The 20,479-nt window shown below is 65.6% G+C and carries 23 protein-coding genes, 1 tRNA gene and 1 other RNA gene; 16 read left to right on the forward strand and 9 right to left on the reverse strand.

What is annotated here, in order from left to right; translation table 11 throughout:
• Nucleotides 1–3 precede the first annotated feature (3 nt).
• Together ACNI3Q_RS01310 and mtgA are read right to left on the reverse strand one after the other, a co-directional pair.
• Complete coding sequence (locus ACNI3Q_RS01310; RefSeq protein WP_426273499.1) at nt 4–651, reverse strand: CAP domain-containing protein; 648 nt, start codon at nt 649–651, stop codon at nt 4–6.
• Nucleotides 648–1,298: a monofunctional biosynthetic peptidoglycan transglycosylase gene (gene mtgA, locus ACNI3Q_RS01315; protein ID WP_426274171.1), complete on the reverse strand. Its 651-nt coding sequence runs from the start codon at nt 1,296–1,298 to the stop codon at nt 648–650. Before mtgA ends, ACNI3Q_RS01310 begins: the two co-directional genes overlap by 4 nt.
• Nucleotides 1,299–1,496: 198 nt before the next feature.
• On the opposite strand from mtgA, the gene ACNI3Q_RS01320 reads away from it, so the two are divergent.
• On the forward strand, nt 1,497–2,315 hold the full coding sequence (locus tag ACNI3Q_RS01320; protein ID WP_426273501.1) for a sterol desaturase family protein: 819 nt from the start codon (nt 1,497–1,499) through the stop codon (nt 2,313–2,315).
• Nucleotides 2,312–3,490, forward strand: coding sequence for an acyltransferase family protein (locus ACNI3Q_RS01325; RefSeq protein WP_426273502.1), 1,179 nt, complete (start codon nt 2,312–2,314; stop codon nt 3,488–3,490). Before ACNI3Q_RS01320 ends, ACNI3Q_RS01325 begins: the two co-directional genes overlap by 4 nt.
• Before the next feature lie 97 nt (nt 3,491–3,587).
• Here ACNI3Q_RS01325 and rpoH read toward each other — a convergent pair whose 3' ends face one another.
• Both rpoH and ACNI3Q_RS01335 read right to left on the reverse strand, forming a co-directional pair.
• Entirely contained in the window at nt 3,588–4,490 is a 903-nt protein-coding gene (gene rpoH, locus ACNI3Q_RS01330) for an RNA polymerase sigma factor RpoH (protein ID WP_426273504.1), read from the reverse strand.
• A gap of 77 nt (nt 4,491–4,567) precedes the next feature.
• Nucleotides 4,568–5,515 carry an RluA family pseudouridine synthase gene (locus ACNI3Q_RS01335; protein ID WP_426273506.1) on the reverse strand — a complete coding sequence of 316 codons (948 nt, stop codon included), beginning with the start codon at nt 5,513–5,515 and terminating at the stop codon, nt 4,568–4,570.
• A gap of 39 nt (nt 5,516–5,554) precedes the next feature.
• Between ACNI3Q_RS01335 and ACNI3Q_RS01340 the strand changes: the two genes are divergently transcribed.
• The 9 genes from ACNI3Q_RS01340 to rnpB all read left to right on the forward strand — a co-directional run bounded on the left by ACNI3Q_RS01340 (nt 5,555) and on the right by rnpB (nt 13,000).
• On the forward strand, nt 5,555–5,938 hold the full coding sequence (locus ACNI3Q_RS01340; protein ID WP_426273507.1) for a M67 family metallopeptidase: 384 nt from the start codon (nt 5,555–5,557) through the stop codon (nt 5,936–5,938).
• 63 nt (nt 5,939–6,001) lie between these two features.
• Entirely contained in the window at nt 6,002–6,643 is a 642-nt protein-coding gene (locus tag ACNI3Q_RS01345; protein ID WP_426273509.1) for a histidine phosphotransferase family protein, read from the forward strand.
• Nucleotides 6,644–6,699: 56 nt separating this feature from the next.
• A complete protein-coding gene (locus ACNI3Q_RS01350) occupies nt 6,700–9,039 on the forward strand; it encodes a chemotaxis protein CheA (RefSeq protein WP_426273511.1) in 2,340 nt (779 codons plus the stop codon).
• Nucleotides 9,039–9,467 carry a chemotaxis protein CheW gene (locus tag ACNI3Q_RS01355; RefSeq protein ID WP_260019720.1) on the forward strand — a complete coding sequence of 143 codons (429 nt, stop codon included), beginning with the start codon at nt 9,039–9,041 and terminating at the stop codon, nt 9,465–9,467. Before ACNI3Q_RS01350 ends, ACNI3Q_RS01355 begins: the two co-directional genes overlap by 1 nt.
• An 81-nt stretch (nt 9,468–9,548) precedes the next feature.
• Nucleotides 9,549–9,914, forward strand: a complete 366-nt coding sequence (locus tag ACNI3Q_RS01360) for a response regulator (protein ID WP_260019719.1) — start codon at nt 9,549–9,551, stop codon at nt 9,912–9,914.
• An 85-nt stretch (nt 9,915–9,999) separates the two neighbouring features.
• Nucleotides 10,000–11,019: a chemotaxis protein CheB gene (locus ACNI3Q_RS01365; protein WP_426273512.1), complete on the forward strand. Its 1,020-nt coding sequence runs from the start codon at nt 10,000–10,002 to the stop codon at nt 11,017–11,019.
• Nucleotides 11,016–11,846: a CheR family methyltransferase gene (locus tag ACNI3Q_RS01370; RefSeq protein ID WP_426273513.1), complete on the forward strand. Its 831-nt coding sequence runs from the start codon at nt 11,016–11,018 to the stop codon at nt 11,844–11,846. Before ACNI3Q_RS01365 ends, ACNI3Q_RS01370 begins: the two co-directional genes overlap by 4 nt.
• A gap of 58 nt (nt 11,847–11,904) precedes the next feature.
• On the forward strand, nt 11,905–12,594 hold the full coding sequence (locus ACNI3Q_RS01375) for an N-acetylmuramoyl-L-alanine amidase (protein ID WP_426273515.1): 690 nt from the start codon (nt 11,905–11,907) through the stop codon (nt 12,592–12,594).
• A gap of 11 nt (nt 12,595–12,605) precedes the next feature.
• Nucleotides 12,606–13,000: RNase P RNA component class A (rnpB, locus tag ACNI3Q_RS01380), an RNA gene on the forward strand.
• 1 nt (nt 13,001) lies between these two features.
• Here the strand turns inward: rnpB and ACNI3Q_RS01385 are convergent.
• Together ACNI3Q_RS01385 and ACNI3Q_RS01390 are read right to left on the reverse strand one after the other, a co-directional pair.
• Complete coding sequence (locus ACNI3Q_RS01385; protein WP_426273516.1) at nt 13,002–13,649, reverse strand: carbonic anhydrase; 648 nt, start codon at nt 13,647–13,649, stop codon at nt 13,002–13,004.
• Complete coding sequence (locus ACNI3Q_RS01390; protein ID WP_426273517.1) at nt 13,646–15,232, reverse strand: SulP family inorganic anion transporter; 1,587 nt, start codon at nt 15,230–15,232, stop codon at nt 13,646–13,648. Before ACNI3Q_RS01390 ends, ACNI3Q_RS01385 begins: the two co-directional genes overlap by 4 nt.
• Nucleotides 15,233–15,415: 183 nt before the next feature.
• Between ACNI3Q_RS01390 and ACNI3Q_RS01395 the strand changes: the two genes are divergently transcribed.
• Together ACNI3Q_RS01395 and ACNI3Q_RS01400 are read left to right on the forward strand one after the other, a co-directional pair.
• Nucleotides 15,416–15,955: a J domain-containing protein gene (locus ACNI3Q_RS01395; protein WP_426273519.1), complete on the forward strand. Its 540-nt coding sequence runs from the start codon at nt 15,416–15,418 to the stop codon at nt 15,953–15,955.
• Nucleotides 15,952–16,269: a hypothetical protein gene (locus ACNI3Q_RS01400; protein ID WP_426273520.1), complete on the forward strand. Its 318-nt coding sequence runs from the start codon at nt 15,952–15,954 to the stop codon at nt 16,267–16,269. Before ACNI3Q_RS01395 ends, ACNI3Q_RS01400 begins: the two co-directional genes overlap by 4 nt.
• On the opposite strand, the gene ACNI3Q_RS01405 is transcribed toward ACNI3Q_RS01400, so the two are convergent.
• Nucleotides 16,266–17,756: a glycerol kinase gene (locus ACNI3Q_RS01405; protein WP_426273522.1), complete on the reverse strand. Its 1,491-nt coding sequence runs from the start codon at nt 17,754–17,756 to the stop codon at nt 16,266–16,268. The two genes, ACNI3Q_RS01400 and ACNI3Q_RS01405, sit on opposite strands and share 4 nt — an antisense overlap.
• Before the next feature lie 54 nt (nt 17,757–17,810).
• Here ACNI3Q_RS01405 and ACNI3Q_RS01410 point away from each other — a divergent pair, with 54 nt between their 5' ends.
• From ACNI3Q_RS01410 to ACNI3Q_RS01420, 3 genes are all read left to right on the forward strand, one after another.
• Nucleotides 17,811–19,016, forward strand: coding sequence for an AI-2E family transporter (locus ACNI3Q_RS01410; RefSeq protein ID WP_426273524.1), 1,206 nt, complete (start codon nt 17,811–17,813; stop codon nt 19,014–19,016).
• 45 nt (nt 19,017–19,061) lie between these two features.
• Nucleotides 19,062–19,138, forward strand: a tRNA-Asp gene (locus ACNI3Q_RS01415).
• A gap of 141 nt (nt 19,139–19,279) precedes the next feature.
• On the forward strand, nt 19,280–19,636 hold the full coding sequence (locus ACNI3Q_RS01420; RefSeq protein WP_260019709.1) for a PRC-barrel domain-containing protein: 357 nt from the start codon (nt 19,280–19,282) through the stop codon (nt 19,634–19,636).
• Nucleotides 19,637–19,679: 43 nt separating this feature from the next.
• Here the strand turns inward: ACNI3Q_RS01420 and ACNI3Q_RS01425 are convergent, their stop codons facing one another.
• Both ACNI3Q_RS01425 and ACNI3Q_RS01430 read right to left on the reverse strand, forming a co-directional pair.
• A complete protein-coding gene (locus ACNI3Q_RS01425) occupies nt 19,680–19,895 on the reverse strand; it encodes a DUF2842 domain-containing protein (RefSeq protein WP_426273525.1) in 216 nt (71 codons plus the stop codon).
• Complete coding sequence (locus tag ACNI3Q_RS01430; RefSeq protein WP_426273527.1) at nt 19,892–20,452, reverse strand: 5-formyltetrahydrofolate cyclo-ligase; 561 nt, start codon at nt 20,450–20,452, stop codon at nt 19,892–19,894. The genes ACNI3Q_RS01425 and ACNI3Q_RS01430 overlap by 4 nt, the downstream gene beginning before the upstream one ends.
• Nucleotides 20,453–20,479 lie beyond the last annotated feature (27 nt).

The following is a 20,479-nucleotide window of genomic DNA, read 5'->3' on the forward strand; positions in this document are numbered from 1 at the left end:
CCCTCAGAGATCGGGCGGGACGTAATGGCCGTCCCGCCCGCTCGACAGGTCGATCACGCAGACGACGCGATACCGGCTGTGCGTCGCGCAACCCGCACCGGCAAACCGGTTCTGCCGATCCAGCAGCGTGACCCGGTGCCCCCGGCGGCCAACGCCGTCATCGATCAGCAGCGCCATCACGACGTCGCGCGCGCTGACATGGCCATAGCTGATGACCTCGGCAACAAACACATCGCCCCCCAGCGCCCGAACTCGCTCGCCCGGCCCGCGACCCATCCGATCGCGATGGCCGATCGCGCCGCTTGCCGCCTGTTCGCGGGCCAGTTGCAGGGCGGCTGCGCTCAACCTTGGCGATGGGGACAGGGGCGGCATCGGTGCCACCCGGCGCAGGGCTTCCGCCGCCTCCCGCACCGCCGCCGGCCCTTCCAGTGTCAGCATGCCGACGGGATCGCCGGGCGGGCGATAGACGCGCGCATCCACGAACCAGCGGGCGCGCTCGTCAATCGCATCGCCATATCGCCCGGGATCGGCGCGCATCCGGTTGAGTTCGGCCAGAATGGCTTCTGCATCGGGCGGCGTTGCGTGTTCCCCGGCCGCGGACGGGACGGCCCATGCCAGTATCGCCGCCAGTGCCGCCCGGCAAAGCGTCACCGCAGACAGGAATCCATGCCCTCGTTCGCGACGACGCCGATTCGCGCCGCGATCCGGTTGCCATACCGGCGGGTCCAGCCGCTGGGCGCGCTGCCCGGCCGTTTTTTGGGCAGCGGCAGGACAGCGGCGATCCGGGCCGCCTCGGTCCGGGTCAACCGGTCGGCACCATGCTTGAAATATCGCTGGGCGCCCGCTTCGACGCCATAGGTGCCGATGCCGGTTTCCGCGACGTTCAGATAGACTTCCATGATCCGCTGCTTGCCCCAGATCGTTTCGATCAGCAGCGTGAACCACGCCTCCAGCGCCTTGCGGAACAGGCCGCCGCCTTGCCACAGGAACACGTTCTTCGCGGTCTGCTGGCTGATCGTCGATCCACCGCGCAGGACACCCCGGCCGGTTGCGTTGCGTGCCGCCGCAGCAGCAATCGCCTTGTAATCAAAGCCGAAATGCGAACAGAAGCGCGCGTCTTCGCCAGCGATCACCGCACGCGCCATGTCGCGGTCGATACGGTCCAGCGACCGCCACTGCTTTTCCACGCCATGCCCGGCCAGCGCATCGCCGATCATCGTCCAGGTGATCGGCACGGGGACAAAGCGATAGATGACGACCATCAGCAGGGACAGCGCGACGAAGGCGCCAATGGCCATCCCGATCCAGCGGAGCAATCGCCCGAACCATCGCTGTTGCGCCACCCGTGCCACATCCCGGTCATAACGTGGCCGGGCACGCTCGTCATCGGCAAACTGACCCAAACAGCGACAGATCGACGTCCCGGCCGCCGATTTAATCCACGTGCGAAACGACGGGAAAAGGCGTATGACGCACTGCGAAATTGGGGGATTTCGATGGACCTGAACTTTTATCTGACATGGTTCGGCGTCATCACGCTGGGCGAAACAGTGCGCTATCTGCTGGTCGCGGGCGGGATGTTCCTTGCCTTTCTGGCGCTGTCCCGCTGGCTGGCGCCGCGCAAGATCCAGGATAAACCCTTGCGGTTCAAGGATGTTCGCCGCGAAATGGCGGCATCGCTCGTCTCGTGCGTCATGTTTGCCGGGGTCATCACGCTGACCATCCTTGGCCTGTACACGGGCGTGCTGACTTGGCGGTCCTTTCAGCTGTCTGTCGGTGCGACGATCCTGTTTCAGATTGCCATGGCCATCGGTCATGACACCTATTTTTACTGGACGCACCGGATGATGCACGGACGGCGGTTGTTCCGCACCGTCCACCTGACCCATCATCAGTCCAAGGCGCCGACCGCGCTGGCCAGCTATGCCTTCTCGCCGATCGAGGCTGTGGTACAGGTCGGTTTCGTCCCGCTCTGGGTGCTGCTGGTGCCGACGGCCCCCGAAAATGTCGGGTTTTTCGTGGCGCATCAGGTGATCCACAACGCGTTCGGCCATTCCGGATATGAACTGGCCTGGCCCGGCTTTGCGCGCGGCCGCATCACGCAATGGTTTGCCACGACGACGCATCACGACCTGCATCACAGCGAGGGGCGGTACAATTTCGGGCTGTGGTTCACCTGGTGGGACCGGATGATGGGGACCGAGCATCCCCACTATCGCGAACGCTTTGACGCCAATGCACGCCCGCTGCTCCGCCGTCGTGGCACGGCTCAGGCGGCGCCGGTCGCCGCCGCCGGTTCGCAGGGCAACGCATGACCGCTGCCGCGCCCCAGCGCCTGTACGGGCTGGACGTTGCCCGGATCGTCCTCGTCATCCTGGTCGTCATGGCCCATGTCGGCATGACCTATATCTCGCTGCCCGTCTGGGCGGCGTATGACGGGTTCGACATGATCGTCGCGCTGCAGGTGTTCCTGGCGCAGCTGTCGATCATGATCACCTTTTTCCTGATCAGCGGTTTTGCCGCACGCGCCCTGTTCGTGGGCAAGGGAGAGGCGTTTTTCATCCGCGACCGGTTGATCCGCATCGTCCTGCCCCTGATCGTGTTCGGCCTTGGCTATTATGCGGTGGTGCCGTTCATCTGGCGGTTGGGCGACCGTGTGATTACCCGGTACGGTACGGGCGTTGCCGACGGGTTCAATCCCGTGATCCAGTTTCCGCTGACCCATTTGTGGTTTCTGTACGTCATCGCGATTTTCTATGCGCTGACCGTTGCGCTGGTGCGGGTCCGGTCAACCATCCCGGCGTGGATCGATCGCTGGATGGCGCTGGCCGTGAACAGCTGGATCACGCCGCTGCTGTTCGGCCTGCCGATCGCGGCGGCGATGACGCTGTTCCGCGGGTGGGACCCGATGACCTCGATCCCGCCATCGACCCTGGTGCCCAGCGTGCATGTGCTGGTCGCCTTTGGTGCTGCCTATCTGTATGGCTGGTACTGCCATCGCCAGCCGGAATTGCTGGGCGTACTCGCGCGGCGCTGGGCCTGGCTGCTGGGTGCGGCGCTACTGATGCTGCCGCTTTATTTTGCGGTCGCATGGACCTGGCCGATCGACATCTCGGCGTCGCGAAAGCTGGAACGGCTGCCCTATGCGCTGGCGTTCGGCGTCCTGTCCTGGACCGTATCGCTCGCCGGCCTGTCCGCCGCGCTTCGCTTTGCCCGGCGGCCCGGCCCGGTCGTGCAGTTCCTGTCGGCCAGCTCCTACTGGGTCTATATCGCCCATATGATTCCGGCGCTGCTGCTGCCGATCCTGCTGCTGCCGCTGCCGTTGCCGCCTTTGGTCAAATATCTGATCGCATCTGCGGGCAGCATGGCGCTGCTGCTGGTCAGCTATCGCTGGCTGATCCGCGGCGGTCCCATCGACCGCTGGCTGAACGGTCCGGCAAAGCTGGCGAGGCCCGCCGCGCCGGCCGCCAATCCTGCTACCGCCGCCTGAGCGACCCGACGCACAAGAAAACGGCCGGCTGTTTTCGACCGCGAATGCGGGTCCGAAACAGCCGGCCGGTATCGTCCGGGTTATCGGCTGGCGAGCATCAGGCCGTGATCAGCCGCCGTTCCCCGGCCAGCCGCATCATCGCCTTTTGCAGCTTTTCGAACGCGCGCACCTCGATCTGGCGAACCCGTTCGCGGCTGACATTGTAAACCTGGCTCAACTCTTCCAGCGTCTTGGGATCGTCGGTCAGCCGCCGCTCGGTCAGGATATGCCGCTCGCGCTCGTTCAGGTCGTCCATCGCCTCCATCAACAGCGCGTGGCGAACATCCGCCTCCTGCGCATCGGCGACCCGCTCGTCCTGCAACGGACCTTCATCGGCCAGCCAGTCCTGCCACTGGCTTTCGGAATCGTCGCGCATAGACACGTTGAGCGAGGTATCCCCGCCCATCGCCATGCGACGGTTCATGGAGGTGACTTCCTCCTCGGTCACGCCCAGGTCGTGCGCGATCTTCGCCACATCCTCGGGGCGCAGATCGCCGTCCTCGAATGCGTCAAGCTTGGCCTTCATCCGGCGCAGGTTGAAGAACAGCTTCTTCTGCGCCGCCGTGGTGCCCATCTTCACCAGGCTCCACGACCGCAGGATGAATTCCTGAATGCTCGCGCGGATCCACCACATGGCATAGGTTGCGAGGCGGAAACCCCGGTCGGGCTCGAACTTCTTCACGCCCTGCATCAGGCCGATATTCCCTTCGGAAATCAGCTCGCTGACCGGCAGGCCATAGCCGCGATACCCCATGGCAATCTTGGCCACCAGCCGCAGGTGGCTGGTCACCAGCTGCGCCGCCGCCTCTGGATCGCCATGCTCCTGAAACCGCTTGGCGAGCATATATTCCTGCTCGGGCGCCAGGATCGGGAATTTCTTGATCTCCGACAGATAGCGGCTCAGGCTCGCCTCGCCGCCAAGCGCCGGGATCGTCGCCGGGACATTGCTCGATTTCGCCATAACCAGAACTCCCTTTCCGCCGGATTAGGGCAGGTCCGCGATCTTCGCGCCACCTGCCTTTTCAGCCGTATTGAATTTCAACCGCCAAGGTGAACGATCAGTTCCTGAATGTCAGCGGGAGCATCGCTATCGAACGACAAAGCGTTCTTTGTCGCAGGATGAATGAACCCCAACCGCGCTGCGTGCAAGGCCTGACGCCTGAAACCGATGGTTTCCAGCATCCGCTGATGTCGGCCACCCGCTCGGCCATAGACCGGATCTCCGATCAGCGCGTGGCCCAGCGATGCCATATGCACCCGAACCTGATGCGTTCGTCCGGTTTCCAGCCGACATTCGACCAGTCCGGCGTGATCAAGCGGCCGGATCATCCGCCAATGGGTCACCGCCCGCTTGCCGCTGGCCACAATGGCCACCTTCTTGCGATTGACGGGCGATCGCGCCAGCGGGGCATCGACCGTGCCGGCTGCTGACTTGGGAATGCCGTTCACCACCGCCAGATAGCGGCGGTCGATTGAATGATCCTTGAACTGTTTGGCCAGTCCGACATGCGCCCGGTCGGTCTTTGCCGCCACCATCAGGCCGCTGGTATCCTTGTCGATGCGGTGCACGATCCCCGGCCGCGCGACGCCGCCGATGCCGGACAGCGACCCCCCGCAATGATGGAGCAGCGCGTTGACCAGCGTGCCGTCGGGATTGCCGGCCGCCGGGTGCACGACCAGCCCCGCCTGCTTGTCGATCACGATCAGGTGCTCGTCCTCGAACACGACGTTCAGGGCGATGGCCTGCGCCTGGTTATGGGCGGGTGCGGGGTCGGGTATGGTCACCGAAAAGGGCGTGCCGGCCGCCGCCTTGCGCTTGGCATCGCGGACCGGGCCGTCGGGTCCGATCACCGCGCCGGCGGCGATCAGCGTCTTCAACCGTTCGCGCGATAGGGTGGGCAGGGCGTCCGCCAGCGCGCGGTCCAGCCGCCATCCATCGGCGTCTGCCGAAATGCGTGCTTGAAGAGTGGAGATCCCCCGATCCATTGTGCACCGCATATGGGATCGAAAATCGCCATTTCAAGGATGATAGTGAACGCACTCGTTCACGAATCGGCCGGGGCCGCGCCGCATGAGGCGTGCGGGCTTTTGTTCGGCAGCGTCGATCGCGTGACCGCATGGTCCGCAACGCCGAATGTGGCCGCCGACCCGCATCGCCATTTCGAGATTGATCCCGCCGCGCTGATCGCCGCTTATCGTGCCGAGCGGGCGGGTGGGCCGGCCATCATCGGCTGGTGGCATTCCCATCCCGGTGGCGATCCCTCGCCATCGCTGACGGACGCCGCCATGGCCGTTCCGGACGGCCGGCTGTGGCTGATCGTGGGGGCGGGCGGGGTGGCGGCCTGGCGTGCGTCGAATGGCGGCACCGTGCATGGCCGGTTCGATCCCGTAACCATCGAAATGGCCTGATCGCTTGCGATTCAGCCGCCCGGCGGACTAAGGACGGTCAAGGGGATCAGGAGTTTGCCAGTCTTGAACATCAGCGCCACCGATTTCGCCAGCCTGCTTTGTTCGCGCCTTTGCCACGACCTGCTGTCGCCGGTCGGCGCACTCAACAACGGTCTGGAACTGCTGGCGGACGAGACCGACCCGGAAATGCGGGCGCGCTGCATGGAACTGCTCAGCGACAGCGCGCGGGCATCGGCGAACAAGCTGAAATTCTTTCGCCTGGCGTTCGGCGCGGCTGGCGGCTTTGGCGACTCAGTCGATGTGCGTGAGGCGAAACAGGCGCTGGAGGGGCTGTTTTCCGATCACAAGCGGCTCACGATCGGCTGGATGATCGACGCACAAAGCCTGCCCAAGGTGGCGGTGAAGGTGATGCTGAACCTCGCGCTGATCGGCGGCGATGCCCTGATTCGCGGCGGCCAGCTGGATATCGGCGCGGAAATCGAGCGCGAGCAGGTGGAAATCGTGGTGCGCGCGACGGGCGACCGCATCGTGCTGGACAGCGAGCTTCGCGCCGTCCTGTCGGGCGAACCGGTAGAGGCGGTGACGCCGCGCGCGGCCGCTGCGCATCTGGTCCGGCATCTGGTCAGCGATGCGGGCGGCACCGTGATGATTTCGCCCGCCGATGCCGATGTGCTGCTGTTCGGGGCATCGCTGCGCGCCGCATAACGCGGAATTAACCCTCATCCGTCCATGGTCGTGCCGCAAATCCGCCGCGGGGACCAATGGACGATCTGCTCGTAGAATTCATCGCCGAGACCCGGGAAACGCTTGAATCGCTTTCCGGGGAAATCATCGCGTGGGAAGCCAATCCCGATGATCGTGCCCGGCTGGATGCCATTTTCCGCTTTGTCCACACGGTCAAGGGAAGCTGCGGCTTTCTTGACCTGCCCCGTCTTGCCCGGTTGAGCCATGCGGCAGAGGACGTGCTGGCCGATGTGCGCGATGGCAAGCGCCGGCCGGATCCTGCCCTGGTCAACGCCGTGCTGTCGGTGGTCGACCGGATCGGAGAGATTGTCGAGGCGATCGATGCTGGCGCTGCGCTGGACGATTCCGGCGAAGACCTGCTGATCGCTGCCCTGGCCGAAGGGGGAATCGGTCCGCAGCCGCCCGCCATACCGGTGGTTCAGGGCTTTCGCTCTGCCGCGCGATCGGTCCGGCTCAACGTCGATCTGCTCGACCGGATGATGAGCGGCATGTCGGACATGGTGCTGGCCCGCAACGAACTTGCCCGGCGGCTGCGCGAGCATGATGTAGATCCGGCGATCGAGGCATCGCTGGAGCGGCTGTCCGCCACCGTCGCCGAAATGCGCGACACCGTGACGCGCACCCGGATGCAGAAGGTGGAGGCGCTGTTTTCGCCGCTGCCGCGCATGGTGCGCGACACGGCGGCTGCCTGCGCCAAGTCGGTGACGCTGAATGTCGAGGGGTCGGAGGTCGAGCTGGACCGCGAGATGATCGAGCTGATGCGCGATCCGCTGGTCCATATCATCCGTAACGCCATCGACCATGGCATTGAATCGCCGATGGAGCGCCGCGCCGCCGGCAAGCGCGAAAATGGCCGTCTGACCGTGTGCGCCCGTCAGTCCGGCAACCAGATTGTGATCGACATTGCCGATGACGGTCGCGGCATCGACCCCGAACGACTGATCGCCAAGCTGGTCCGGGCCGGGCGCAGCGAAAGCGAACTGCGCGCGCTGTCGCCGCGTGAACGGCTCGAACTGATCTTCGAACCCGGTCTGTCGACCAAGGACGAGGTGACCGAAATTTCCGGCCGCGGGGTCGGCATGGACGTGGTGCGCGCCTGTATCGAACAGATTGGCGGCCGCATCCTCCTGGACAATATGCCCGGCCATGGCCTGCGCGTGTCGATCCATGTGCCGCTCACGCTGTCCATCATCCCGACCATCGTCGTGGGCCTGGGCGGTCAGCGGTTCGCCATGCCGCGCCAGACGATCGAGGAAATCGTCATGCTGCGCGGCGACACCATCCGCATCGACCGGCTGGGCGATCAGGATGTGGCAACGGTGCGCGGCCGCCGCCTGCCGCTCGTCAATCTGTGTGCGATGCTCGGCTTGAACTGCACTGGGCGGATGGATGGCGATGGCAAGCTGGTGATCGTCAGCGTCGGGACCACCAGCTATGTCGTGGCGGTCGATTCCGTGCTCGATAACGAAGAACTGGTCATCAAACCTGCGGCGCCCGCGATCATGGCCTGCGGCCTGTTCGCCGGACAGACGCTGCCCGACAATGGCGTGCCGATGCTGATCCTCGACTGTGCCGGAATTGCCGCTGCGGCGGGGGTCGCCGGCAGCGGAACGGTCATGGCAGATTCCGACGGTGCTGCCGACGACGATGCCGGGGAACCGGGCTATCCGGCGCTGCTGATCCACGATCTGGACGGCGCCCGCCGCATCGTCCCGCTGGCCGCCGTCGACCGGGTCGAACAGGTGACGACCGATGCCATCCGCGAAAGCGCCGGGCGGCTGCGCATGACGATTGACGGCACCATCATCCCGCTGGCCACGGTTGCGCCGGTCGACGGGCTGGATCGGGTCAGCGTGCTTCGGCTCCATGACGGCGCAACCGAAATCGGCTATGCTGTCCGCGAAAGCGTGGACATCGTGCAGGTCACTGAACCGCTGGTCCCGGCTGCGGCGCCTGGCCATGTGGCTGGCGTCACCCTGGTCGATGGCGAACCGACCGAACTGCTCGACCTGATCTGGCTGTTCGCCACGCATGGCGATCATCACCATCCGGCGGCCGCCGTTCAGCCGCTCTGTCTGATCGGCGACGATGCCTCCGGCTGGACGCAGACCTTTCTGCGGCCGATCATCGAGGGGATGGGCTTTCGCGTGACCCAGCGGCTGCGCGGTGGAGAGCGGGCGGACCTTTTGATCCTGTCGGACGACACCCCCGTGCCCGCCGATGGTCCCGCGCAAACGGTCGTCACGCTTCGCGCCGCGCCCGAACCCGATCCGGCGCGGCCCGAAAGCGTCTGGCGTTATGACCGCGAAGCCGTGGTCGCTGCCGTGAAACAGTCGCTGCGGCGAAAGGGGGCGTGATGAACGAACGGCTTTACCTGCTGGCCCAGCTTGATGGCCGCACCGTCGCGATCGATTCCGACCAGGTGGAATCGGTGGTCGATCTTGGCGATATCACGCCGGTGCCCTGCGCCCCGGCCGGTGTCTGCGGCCTTGCCGCCCTGCGCAGCCGGGTGGTGACCGTCATCGACAGCCGCGTGGCGCTTGGCCTGGCCGGTGTCACTGAATCGCGACGGGCGATCATCATCCGGTACGACAATCACCACTATGCAATGCTGGTCGATGCGCTGGACGATATCGTGCCGCTGGCGATGACCGCGCTCAACGCCGCGCTTCCGATTGCGGGGGAATGGAGCCGTGCGGCAACCGGCGTCATCGATCATTCGGGCGAACCGGTGCTGGTGATCAACCTGGCCGCGCTGGTGCCCAGTCACGCGCTTGCCGCCTGAAGTGCCGCATTTGGCGATTAACGTCGTGGTTACTCCCGGCGTGCCACAAGAATTGACCGATAAGTATACGGGAAGCGACGCATGAAGACCTGTCTGGTGGTCGACGATTCCAAGGTGATCCGCAAGGTCGCCCGGCATATCCTCGAGACGCTGAACTTTACAGTACGCGAGGCCGGGGACGGGCGCGAGGCGCTGGAATCCTGCATGGCCACGCCGCCGGACGTGATCCTGCTCGATTGGAACATGCCGATCATGAGCGGCATGGATTTCCTGCGCGCGCTCAAGGAAAGCGGCCTCGCCCAAAAGCCGAAGGTCGTGTTCTGCACCACCGAAAACGGCATGGCCTATATCCGCGCCGCCATCGAGGCGGGGGCCGACGAATATGTGATGAAACCGTTTGACCGCGACACGTTGCAAAGCAAGCTTCAGATCGTCGGCATGGCCTGATCGCCTTTTCCGGCAACCCACGGCAATGCACCCGCCCACACCCTTGAAGGCTCCGGAACCGGACGCTTCGGCCTCGCTTCGGCGCGTGCTGATCGTCGATGATTCGGTGGTCGCGCGATCGGTGATCGAACGGCTGGTGCAAAGCCTGCCGGGCTTCGTCATCGCCGGCGCGGTGCCGGATGCAGCGCGTGCCCTGCAATTCCTGGCGCAGAATACCGTCGACATCATCCTGCTCGACCTCGAACTGCCCGGCATCAGCGGACTGGCCGCCTTGCCCCGGCTGATCGATGCGGGCGTCGGCGCGCGGGTGCTGATCGTCTCGTCCGCCGCATCGGACGGCGCTGCATCGTCGCTTCAGGCGCTTGCGCTGGGCGCAGCCGACACGCTGGTCAAGCCGGGCCTGGGCAGCATCGGCAGCCGTTTTGCCGAACAACTGGCCGAAAAGCTGGTTCGCCTGGCCGATCCTGCGCCGGTCGACGCGGCGGCACCCGACGCCGTGCTGCCCCTGCCACCGAACGCGATCGGACAGTTCGACGTGGTGGCCATCGGTGCATCGACCGGCGGCATTCACGCGCTCAGCGGGATGCTGCGCGAAATCCCGCCAAGCATGGATGCCCCCATCCTGATCACCCAGCATCTGCCCGAAAGCTTCATGACCTATTTCGCCGCGCAAATCGCGGTGATGGCCGGCCGCCCGTGCGAGGTGGCGTGCGATCACCTGCGCGTGCGGCCGGGCCGCATCGTGATCGCGCCGGGCAATGCCCATATCGAATGTCTAAAGATGGCGGATGGCGTTTCTATCCGCCTGTCGACCGCACCGGCGCCCAGCGGCTGCATGCCGTCTGTCGATCCGATGTTCCAGTCGGTCGGCGATGTCTATGGCGACCGCGCGCTCGCCGTTCTGCTCAGTGGCATGGGCCGGGACGGGACGCGCGGGGCAAAGGAGCTGGTGACGCGCGGCGGACGCCTGATCGCTCAGGATCAGGCAAGCTCCGTGGTATGGGGCATGCCGGGATCGGCGGTTCAGGCGGGGCTGGCCCGCCTGGTCCTGCCGCCCGAAGAAATCGGGCGCATGGTCGCCCGTCGGCGGGCAGCGCAACGATGATCCAGTCGCCCATCGCCTCGGTCCGGTCGATCTCGACCATCACCAACCTTCTGGAACAGCGCACGGGCCAGCAGATTGCGCAGGGACGCGTATGGCGCATCGAAACCGCGCTGAAACCGGTCATGCGCGATCACGGCGTAACCACGCTGGATCAGCTTGCCCTTGCCGTGTCCACCGGGCCGCGCTCGGTCGGCGATGCGGTGGTGGAGGCATTGCTTAACCACGAAACGTCCTTCTTCCGCGATGGTCCGCTGTTCGAACATCTGGTCGAGGCGGTCGCCGAACGGGCGCGCGCGTTTCCGGAACGGCGCCTGCGCATCTGGTCGGTCGGCTGCTCCTATGGTCAGGAGCCGCTATCGCTGGCGATGCTGTTTGCCGATCATCCCGACCTGTCCGGGTCCCGCTTTCCGGAAATTACCGGGACCGACGTCTCCTCGGTGGCGATCGATCGCGCGCGGGAGGGGCGCTATACCCAGTTCGAGGTGCAGCGCGGGCTGCCGATCCGCCGGTTGATGCAGTGGTTCAGCGAAGGCGACACGGATCAGGAATGGCATGCCAATCCCGAACTGGTCGCCCGGATCCGCTATCGCCAGCATCATGTGGTGACGGACGAGCCGCCGGCGGGGCGGTTCGACCTGATCCTGTGCCGCAACCTCCTCATCTATTTCGCGCCGGACCTGCGCCAGCGGGTGTTCGACCGCCTGGCCGATGCGCTGCGTCCCGATGGCCTGCTTGTCCTTGGCGCGGGTGAAACCGTGATCGGTCAGACCGACGCACTGGTGCCCAGCCGCCGCCATCGCGGCTATTACGAGCGTCGCGCGGCCTGACTTGCCTTTTCGGCACCGGCACCGCATCCCCCTGTGCCTGAGGGGAATGTGCTGCGTCATGGACTGGATTGAATCGCCGTCGCCCAATTTCAACGACCGGCTGCTGCCGATCACGATGATCGTGCTGCATTACACCGGAATGCCGGATGCTGCCGGTGCGCTCGCCCGGCTGCGCGATCCGGATGCTCAGGTGTCCGCCCATTACCTGGTCGAGGAGGATGGCCGCATCCATCGACTGGTTGATGAGGAAAAGCGCGCCTGGCACGCCGGCCGTTCGCACTGGCGCGGCGTGACGGAGGTCAACAGCGCCAGCATCGGTATCGAAATCGTCAATCCGGGGCATGAATTCGGCTATCGCCCCTTTCGCGACGAACAGGTCGCCTCTGTCATCCGCCTCGTCCACGCGATCAAGGATCGGTACGAAATTACGCGCGGCAATATCGTCGGTCATTCCGACGTTGCGCCTGCCCGCAAACAGGATCCGGGCGAGCTGTTTCCCTGGGGCAAGCTGGCGCGGCTGCGGCTGGCGCTGCCGCGTCCGACGCGCAACCTGGTCGATCCCGGCTGGCCCGATGGCGGGTTTCTGCTGGCGCTGGAACGGTTCGGCTATGACGTCAGCGATGCAGAGGCGGCGGTGACCGCGTTTCAGCGGCGGTTCCGGCCGGAAATGATCGACGGGATCATCGATGCCGAATGCCGTATGATCCTGCTCGCGCTGCTGCTTCCCAAACCGCAGGGAGACGATTAGGGAAGGCCGGGTCAGAGGGCCGGGCGGCCGCGGCCTCCGCAATGCGGGGGGCGAGGAAAGTCCGGGCTCCACGGAACGGCGATGCCGGGTAACGCCCGGCGGCACCGGCTTTCAGCCGGGGTCAGGGAAAGTGCCACAGAGAGCAGACGGCGCAAGGGCTTCGGCCCGGATGCTTCGGCAGCGTCACGGTGAAAGGGTGCGGCAAGAGCGCACCGCGCGCCCGGCAACGGGGGCGGCACGGCAAACCCCATCGGGAGCAAGACCGAATAGGGACGCCATATGGGCCTCGTTCCGGCCCGGCGTCCGGGTTGGTTGCTTGAGGCGGCGCGTGAGCGTCGTCCTAGAGGAATGGTCGCCCATCCCCGAAAGGGGTGGACAGAACCCGGCTTACAGGCCCTCTGACGCCTTTACGCCGCCGGCGACAGCACCCGGTCCGGCGCGCCCAGCGTGTCCAGGTTGGTATCCGCCTCGATGTCCAGCAGCGGCTTGATCAACCCGTCGCGCAGGTCATAGACCCAGCCATGCAGATGCAGCCGCTGGCCCGATGCGAACGCTGCCTGCACGATATCCGTGCGGGCCAGATCGACCAGCTGATCGCGGACATTGCATTCGACCAGGCGGTTCAGCTTGGCCTCGGCATCCGGTTCGCCGTCGATTTCGTGGCGGTGATTGGCATGGACGTCGGCCGCATTCTTCAGCCATTCGCCGATATGCCCCTCGGGCGCGCCGTTCAGCGTCGCATGCAGGCCGCCACAGCCATAATGGCCGCAGATGATGATGTGCCCGACCTTCAGCACCGTGACCGCGAATTGCAGGACGGACATGAAATTGTCGTCGGTCGTATGGACCAGATTGGCGATGTTCCGGTGGATGAACAATTCGCCCGGCTGGGTCCGGGTGATCTGTTCCGGTGACACGCGGCTGTCGGAACAGCCGATCCACAGCACGTCGGGTTTCTGGCCCTCGGTCTGACGCAGGAAATAATCGGGATCCCGCTCGGTCACTTCCTGTGACCAGGCACGATTGGCAAGGATCAGCTGATGATAGGTTCTCATGCGTACACCACGTCCTTGGGTTCGGCCTTGATCTGCGGGCCGGCGCGTCGCGGCGTGTCGCCGCGCACGAACAGGTCGATATTGCGGAACCGCGCGCCCTCGCTGAACCCGTTGATGATATCGATATTGTCGGGATCGACGAAATCTGCGGCGGTCAGGTCGATGATGACATTGGCACCGTCGGGCACCCGGTCGAACGCCTTCTGCAGTTCATATTTGTGAATGAAATACAGGTTGCGGCGGGCGCGGACCAGCACATTGCCATGCTCGTCATCGACATAGGTGACGGCCGGGCGGAAATTGCGCGCGATGACAAAGGCAAAACCGATGGCCAGGCCGACGGCAATGCCCTTCAACAGGTCGGTGAACAGGATCGCGGCGACGGTGGCAACGAACGGGATGAACTGCGCCCAGCCCAGTTTCCAGAACTTCACGTACAGCACAGGCTTGTTCAGCTTGTACCCCGTCTGGATCAGGATCGCGGCCAGCACCGACAGCGGGATCAGGTTGATGATTGTCGGAATGATCACGACGCTGAGCAGCAGCCAGAAGCCGTGCAGGATCGTCGACAGCTTGGAATTGGCGTTCGAATCGACATTGGCCGACGACCGGACGATGACCGACGTGACCGGCAGGCCGCCGATCAGCCCGGAAATCAGGTTGCCGCTGCCCTGTGCCAGCAGTTCGCGGTTCTTGTCCGTCGTGCGCCGTTCCGGGTCGATCGTGTCGATCGCCTTGACGCTCAGCAGCGATTCAGGGCTGGCGACCAGCGCCAGCGTGACCGCGGCGGTCCACACGGCGGGCAGGGTGATCGCACTGAAATCGGGGAACGAGAAAAAGCTGAAGAACTCGGCCACCGACCCGGCGACCGGCACCTGCACCAGATGGGTTTTTTCGATGACCAGGCCGGGTGCAGCGGATGCGAACACCGCATTGGCAACGACGGCGAACACCACCACGACCAGCGGGCCGGGCAACAGGCGCAGCATGCCGTCCTTGGGCTTGTTCGCATCCCACCAGAACAGGAATGCCAGCGATACCAGCGCGATGATCGCCGCCCCCCACTGAATGCTGTTCGCCAGCGTGTACCAGATGGTCGACAGCGTGTTCATGCCGTCCGTCTGCAGGAACGCGAAATCCCCCTCGACATCGCCGTCATAGCCCAGCGCGTGCGGGATCTGCTTCAGGATCAGGATCAGGCCGATCGCGGCCAGCATCCCTGTCGTCACCGACGTCGGCACGAATTCACCCAGAATGCCGCCCTTCGTAAAGGAAAAGGCGATCTGAAGCACGCCGGCCAGCACCACGGCCAGCAGGAACGCCTGATAACTGGGCACCGATTCAATCGCCGTCAGGACGATGACAGTCAGGCCGGCCGCAGGGCCGCTGACCGAAAGCGGGGATTGGGAAATGATCCCGACGACGATGCCGCCGACGATCCCGGCGATCAGTCCGGAAAAGAGCGGCGCGCCCGATGCCAGCGCAATGCCGAGGCAGAGCGGCACCGCGACCAGGAAAACGACGATGGAGGCGGGAAAGTCCCGACGCCAATTTTCAGCCAGGGAAGCGAGGTTCTGCGACATAAACACTCATCGGCAATAAGGGATGTTATGGGATGATTGCATTCCATGCCCGGATCAAGCGCCGCGATTGCAATTGCCGGCATTATAGCGGTGGGCTATCGGTCAAATAACGCACCGCTATAAAATGTCTTTGGCCCGACATCGCTTGGCGATCCCGCCCTGCGTGCCTATGTGCGGTCCAAGATGGTACGATCCACCCGCTCCAATGACTGGGGATTTCCGCGCTGGCGCGGTTATGGCTCCTCGCGTGAGGCAAAGCCCGTTCGCCTGTGCGACCGGGACGGTTGCGACCGGCCGGGCGACCGCCCCGCGCCAAAGGCACCGAATTTGCCCGACCGCTGGTATTTCTGCGAAGAGCACGCCGCAGAATACAACCGCAACTGGAATTACTTCGAAGGGCTGAACGAGGCGGAGGCCCGCCAGCGGGAGGAGGCCGAACGGCGCACCGCCAATGGCTATGCCGAATCGTCGCATTACGCCTGGTCCGGCCCTGGCGATGGCACGCGCAGCCGCGACGAAATGCGCGCGCTGTCGATTCTCGAACTCGATCCCGATGCCGATTTCGATGCGGTGCGCGTCGCGTGGCGGCGGATGGCCAAGGCCAATCATCCCGATGTGTGCCCGGGCGATGCGGATGCGGCCAAGCGGTTTCAGGCGATCCAGACGGCGTACGAGGTGCTGAAGGCGGCAGAGGACCGGCGTCAGCTGCGCCCCGCACCGTGAAGGACAGGGTTCGCGCCAACTGGTCGGACGCCATCCTGGTCTGCGCAAAATGCTCGAAAAAGCTGGATGGCGGCTTTGGCGACAAGCAGAACCAGCCGCTGGCAAAGGCGCTGCGCAAGAATCTTGGCACCGGCAAGGGGCGAAAGGGCAGGGTGGGGATCGTCGAGGTGAAATGTCTGGGCGTCTGTCCGCGCGGCGCCGTGACCGTCATCAACGGGCGTGAACCCGGCGTCTGGCAACTGGTCCCGGCGGGCACCGATCTGGATGATGTCGCCGACACCCTCGGCCTCGGCGCGCGGAACCAGGGGGATTAGGGCAGGGCGCTGCCGCCCGGATCGCCCAGCACGGACCGTACCGCCGCTGCCCATCCGGTCAGCCGTTCCTGCCGCCGTTCCTCGTCCAGCATCGGGATGAACCGGCTTGCCGGGCCGCGCATCGCCGCCGCCGCATCCGGCAGGGACGGGTAAAGCCCTGCACCGACCGCCGCCAGCATCGCCGCGCCCAGCGCCGTCGTCTCCACCATCGCCGGCCGCTCGACCGGCACCGCCAGCATGTCGGCCAGATCCTGCGCCATCCAGTCGTTTGACGCCATGCCGCCATCGATGCGGATCGTCGCCCAGTCGGCATGATCGGCGGCAAAGGCGCGTTTCAGGTCGTGCGCCTGATACGCCATCGCCTCCAGCGCCGCCCGCACCAGATGCGCGCGCCCCGTGGCAAAGCTGAGGCCGGTCATCGCGCCCCGCGCCTCCGGCCGCCACCATGGCGCGCCCAGTCCGGACAAAGCGGGCACGCAGTACACGCCGCCGGTATCACTGACGGATGCGGCCAGCCCGGCGGTCTGCGCCGATGCCTCGATCAGGCCCATCTGGTCGCGCAGCCACTGGATCAGGCTGCCTGCGACAAAGATCGACCCTTCCAGCGCATAGGCGCGCGTCCCCGCCACCTGCCATGCCACGGTGGACAGCAACCGGTGCCGCGATACCGGGGGCGTCGCCCCGCTATGCGTCAGGATGAACGCCCCGGTGCCGAACGTCGCCTTTGTCTCGCCCGCGTTGAGGCACGCCTGCCCGATGGCCGCCGCCTGCTGATCGCCGGCCAGCCCGCAAATCGGGATGGGCGCGCCGAACAGCCGCGTTTCGCCACAGCTGCCCGCACTGTCGATGATCGCGGGCAGCGCGCGGCGGGGCACGCCGAACAGGTCGATCAACCCGTCGTCCCACGCCCCCGATCCCAGCGCCATCAACAGCGTGCGTGACGCATTGGTCGCATCCGTCACATGCGCCCCGCCGGTCAGTTTCCAGACCAGCCAGCTTTCCACCGTACCGATGACCAGCCGCTCGCCCGCCTCTGCCACGGCCGGCCAATGGTCCAGCGCCCACCGGATCTTGGTGGCCGAAAAATACGGATCAAGCAGCAGGCCGGTGCGCGCCTGCACGCCCGGTTCCTCGCCCGCTTCGATCAACTGGCGACAGGTGGCGGCCGTCCGCCGGTCCTGCCACACGATCGCCGGGGCCAGCGGTGCACCGCTGATGCGGTCCCAGAACAGGATCGTCTCACGCTGATTGGCGATGCCGATGGCCGCGATGCCCGCCGCGCCGCCCGCATCCGCGATGGCCCGTTCGGCGGCATCGCGCGTCAGGCGCCAGATCTCGTCCGCATCCTGCTCCACCCGGCCCGGTGCCGGATAATGCTGGGTGATCGGGTGCGCCGCGCTTGCGACCACCGCGCCCCGGGGGTCGAACACCAGCGCGCGGGTAGAGGTGGTGCCTGCGTCCAGCACCAGGATCAGGGGATCGGCCATCGCGCAACGCTAATCGGGATTACAGCCGCTGGGAATGGCGGTAGGAATGGGGGCATGGTTGCACAGCCCCCGCCCGACCCGACCAATGGCGACGCGAAAGCGGTGCAGGCCCCGCCGCCACTGGCGGGCGACGAAACCCGGCGGGATCGCCTGCTCGCCGCGCTGACGCTGATCGCCGGCATGGGACTGGTGCTGGCGACACCCTTTGCATTGCAGGCGGGCGCAGCCTTCTTTCTGCCGCTCACCGCCGCGCTGGTGATTGCGGTTGCGCTGGTGCCGATGCTCGAATGGCTGGAACGGCGGCGGGTGCCGTCCAGCCTTGCCGCGTTCCTGTGCCTGGTGCTGTTCCTGGCCATTGCCAATGTCGCGCTGGCATCCATCGTTGTCCCGGCATCGGGCTGGGTGCGCGAACTTCCCGCCCGGATCGGACGGATACAGGCCAATGTGAAGCCGGTGATCGACACCTATGCCCAGCTGGAGGCGTTCGTGAACCGCCTGATCGCCGAAGTGGCCGCTGCGCCTGCCCGCACGGCCCAGGCGAATGTCGGCACGCCGCCCACCTCGCTGATCGATCTGGTCGGCACCAGCGCGCCGTCGGCGCTGATCGAGATGTTCTTTGCCATCCTCGTCATCTATTTCGTGCTGTCCGGGTGGAGCCGGCTGCGCGCCCGGGCAATCACCGCGCGGCGCAGCTTCGACGGCGCAATGGCGACCGCTCGGGTGATCCAGAATGTCGTCGACGATACCTCGGCCTATCTCGGCACCATCACCGTCATCAACCTGTCCCTCGGCCTGACCGTGGCGGCCGCCCTGTGGGCGATCGGGATGCCGACCCCGCTGATGTGGGGCGGGATCGTCGCGCTGCTCAACTATATCCCCTATCTCGGCCCCATTCTTGCCGCTGCGCTGCTGGCGCTGGGCGGGCTGATGACCTTTGACGACCTGTTCTGGGCGCTGCTGCCATCGGCGATCATGATCGGCGCCCATCTGATCGAGGCGAATCTGGTGACGCCGATGATCGTCGGGCACCGGCTGACCATCCATCCGGTACTGATTCTCGTGTCGCTCAGTTTCTGGGGATGGGTGTGGGGACTGACCGGGGCGCTGCTGGCCGTGCCACTGCTGATCATCATCCAGACGGTGCTGAACGCCGCTGGAAAGCCGGATATCGCGGGATTTCTGTTCGAACGCGGGATGCTGGTGCGCCCTCCGGCGGCCCCCGGTGCGACGGATCGCAATTCGGTCGATCAGGACGGTTGACAGGCCCCGGCCCCTCCCTTAGAGGCCGCGCTCTCGCAAGCGAATGCGGGTGTAGCTCAGTTGGTTAGAGCGCCGGCCTGTCACGCCGGAGGTCGCGGGTTCGAGCCCCGTCACTCGCGCCACCCCCCTTGGGTGGCGCATCGCACGATCCCCCGAAAACAACGTCCTGCCGCTTCCGCTCGGTGCCACGCAACCCGTCGGCATTGCACGGGTTCCTTGATCATCACGCCAGTTCGGGCGTGCAACATTGAGGAGGGAACCCAATGGATATCGATACGCGCGAAACGTCGCAGCTCATTGCGTCGGATAAGGTCGAGGGGACGTCCGTCTACAGTCCCGATGGCGAAAAGCTGGGCCATGTCGAACGCTTCATGGTCGACAAGGTGTCGGGCAAGGCCGAATATGCCGTGCTCGCCTTTGGCGGCCTGTTCGGCATCGGCCACCGCCATTACCCGCTGCCGTGGCAGGCGCTGGCCTATGACACGGCAAAGGGCGGTTATGTCGTCAATGTCAGCCGCGACCAGATCGAGGGCGCACCATCCTATGAGGATGAGGAGCCCGCTTTCGACCGTGCCTATGGGCAACAGGTCTATGGCCATTACGGCATGACCTATATGTAAGACGCATCGGCCCTCGCCCCATCCGGGCGGGGGCCGCTTGTCCCTACCGCCAGCGGCCCGTTTCCATCCAGCGGAGCAGCGGCTTCAGCGGCAGGATCCAGACGATCCCCGCGATCAGGTAAAACACGGCCTGCACCGGCCACCACAGCATCGCCAGATAATCGGACAGGCTGGCGATCAGCACGATCCAGATCAGGATGATCCCGATGATCGATAGGGCGCCGACCGGCTTTCGCCAGCTGGGAAGGTCGTCATTCATTCGGCCATCTCCTGGTGGCGGATCGATCCCTGTTCGGTGACCACGGCGTGCAGCGGCACGTCCCATGGATCGGTCGGTACGGCGGGCACCTGTTGCACGGACCAGGCGACGCCGATGCGCAGGGCATCGGGATACCGGGCAAAGGCGCGGTCATAATGGCCCGCCCCCTGGCCCAGCCGATGCAGGCTGGCGTCAAACGCGATCAGCGGGGCCAGGATCAGCTGCGGGTCCAGCTCGGCTGCGCCCTCGTCCGGCTGCAACAGGCCCAACGGCCCCTCGATCAGCGGGTCGCCCGGCATCCACGACAAAAACCGGATGGGCGATGCTCGGCCGGTGACATGGGGCAGGGCGATGCGCGCCTGCCGCCCCACCGCGGCCTCGATCAGGTGCTCGCACCCCGCCTCGCTGCCGATCGCGCGATAGGCGGCGACCACCATGTCGCGGTGAATCTGCTCGATCATCCAGTGCGGCGCGGCAATGGCGGGCGGACAGGCGGCGACAAAGCCATCGCGGCGATCGCGCATCGTGGCGCGCAGATCGCGCTTGCCTATCGTCATCCCGGTCTCCGCCCGCTGCCGATGGGG

Origin of the sequence: Sphingomonas eleionomae (assembly GCF_049889035.1) — a bacterium.
GTDB lineage: Bacteria > Pseudomonadota > Alphaproteobacteria > Sphingomonadales > Sphingomonadaceae > Sphingomonas.

What these genes read in the sequence shown, in the direction of transcription:
- ACNI3Q_RS01335 (WP_426273506.1), bottom strand. Translation starts at nt 5,515, where the DNA reads ATGGATCGGGGGATCTCCACTCTTCAAGCACGCATTTCGGCAGACGCC.
- ACNI3Q_RS01420 (WP_260019709.1), top strand. Translation starts at nt 19,280, where the DNA reads ATGGATATCGATACGCGCGAAACGTCGCAGCTCATTGCGTCGGATAAG.
- ACNI3Q_RS01430 (WP_426273527.1), bottom strand. Translation starts at nt 20,452, where the DNA reads ATGACGATAGGCAAGCGCGATCTGCGCGCCACGATGCGCGATCGCCGC.
- ACNI3Q_RS01410 (WP_426273524.1), top strand. Translation starts at nt 17,811, where the DNA reads ATGGTTGCACAGCCCCCGCCCGACCCGACCAATGGCGACGCGAAAGCG.
- ACNI3Q_RS01370 (WP_426273513.1), top strand. Translation starts at nt 11,016, where the DNA reads ATGATCCAGTCGCCCATCGCCTCGGTCCGGTCGATCTCGACCATCACC.
- ACNI3Q_RS01340 (WP_426273507.1), top strand. Translation starts at nt 5,555, where the DNA reads ATGATAGTGAACGCACTCGTTCACGAATCGGCCGGGGCCGCGCCGCAT.
- rpoH (WP_426273504.1), bottom strand. Translation starts at nt 4,490, where the DNA reads ATGGCGAAATCGAGCAATGTCCCGGCGACGATCCCGGCGCTTGGCGGC.
- ACNI3Q_RS01405 (WP_426273522.1), bottom strand. Translation starts at nt 17,756, where the DNA reads ATGGCCGATCCCCTGATCCTGGTGCTGGACGCAGGCACCACCTCTACC.
- ACNI3Q_RS01360 (WP_260019719.1), top strand. Translation starts at nt 9,549, where the DNA reads ATGAAGACCTGTCTGGTGGTCGACGATTCCAAGGTGATCCGCAAGGTC.
- ACNI3Q_RS01350 (WP_426273511.1), top strand. Translation starts at nt 6,700, where the DNA reads ATGGACGATCTGCTCGTAGAATTCATCGCCGAGACCCGGGAAACGCTT.
- ACNI3Q_RS01425 (WP_426273525.1), bottom strand. Translation starts at nt 19,895, where the DNA reads ATGAATGACGACCTTCCCAGCTGGCGAAAGCCGGTCGGCGCCCTATCG.
- ACNI3Q_RS01375 (WP_426273515.1), top strand. Translation starts at nt 11,905, where the DNA reads ATGGACTGGATTGAATCGCCGTCGCCCAATTTCAACGACCGGCTGCTG.
- mtgA (WP_426274171.1), bottom strand. Translation starts at nt 1,298, where the DNA reads ATGGCCATTGGCGCCTTCGTCGCGCTGTCCCTGCTGATGGTCGTCATC.
- ACNI3Q_RS01355 (WP_260019720.1), top strand. Translation starts at nt 9,039, where the DNA reads ATGAACGAACGGCTTTACCTGCTGGCCCAGCTTGATGGCCGCACCGTC.
- ACNI3Q_RS01325 (WP_426273502.1), top strand. Translation starts at nt 2,312, where the DNA reads ATGACCGCTGCCGCGCCCCAGCGCCTGTACGGGCTGGACGTTGCCCGG.
- ACNI3Q_RS01390 (WP_426273517.1), bottom strand. Translation starts at nt 15,232, where the DNA reads ATGTCGCAGAACCTCGCTTCCCTGGCTGAAAATTGGCGTCGGGACTTT.
- ACNI3Q_RS01320 (WP_426273501.1), top strand. Translation starts at nt 1,497, where the DNA reads ATGGACCTGAACTTTTATCTGACATGGTTCGGCGTCATCACGCTGGGC.
- ACNI3Q_RS01385 (WP_426273516.1), bottom strand. Translation starts at nt 13,649, where the DNA reads ATGAGAACCTATCATCAGCTGATCCTTGCCAATCGTGCCTGGTCACAG.
- ACNI3Q_RS01395 (WP_426273519.1), top strand. Translation starts at nt 15,416, where the DNA reads ATGGTACGATCCACCCGCTCCAATGACTGGGGATTTCCGCGCTGGCGC.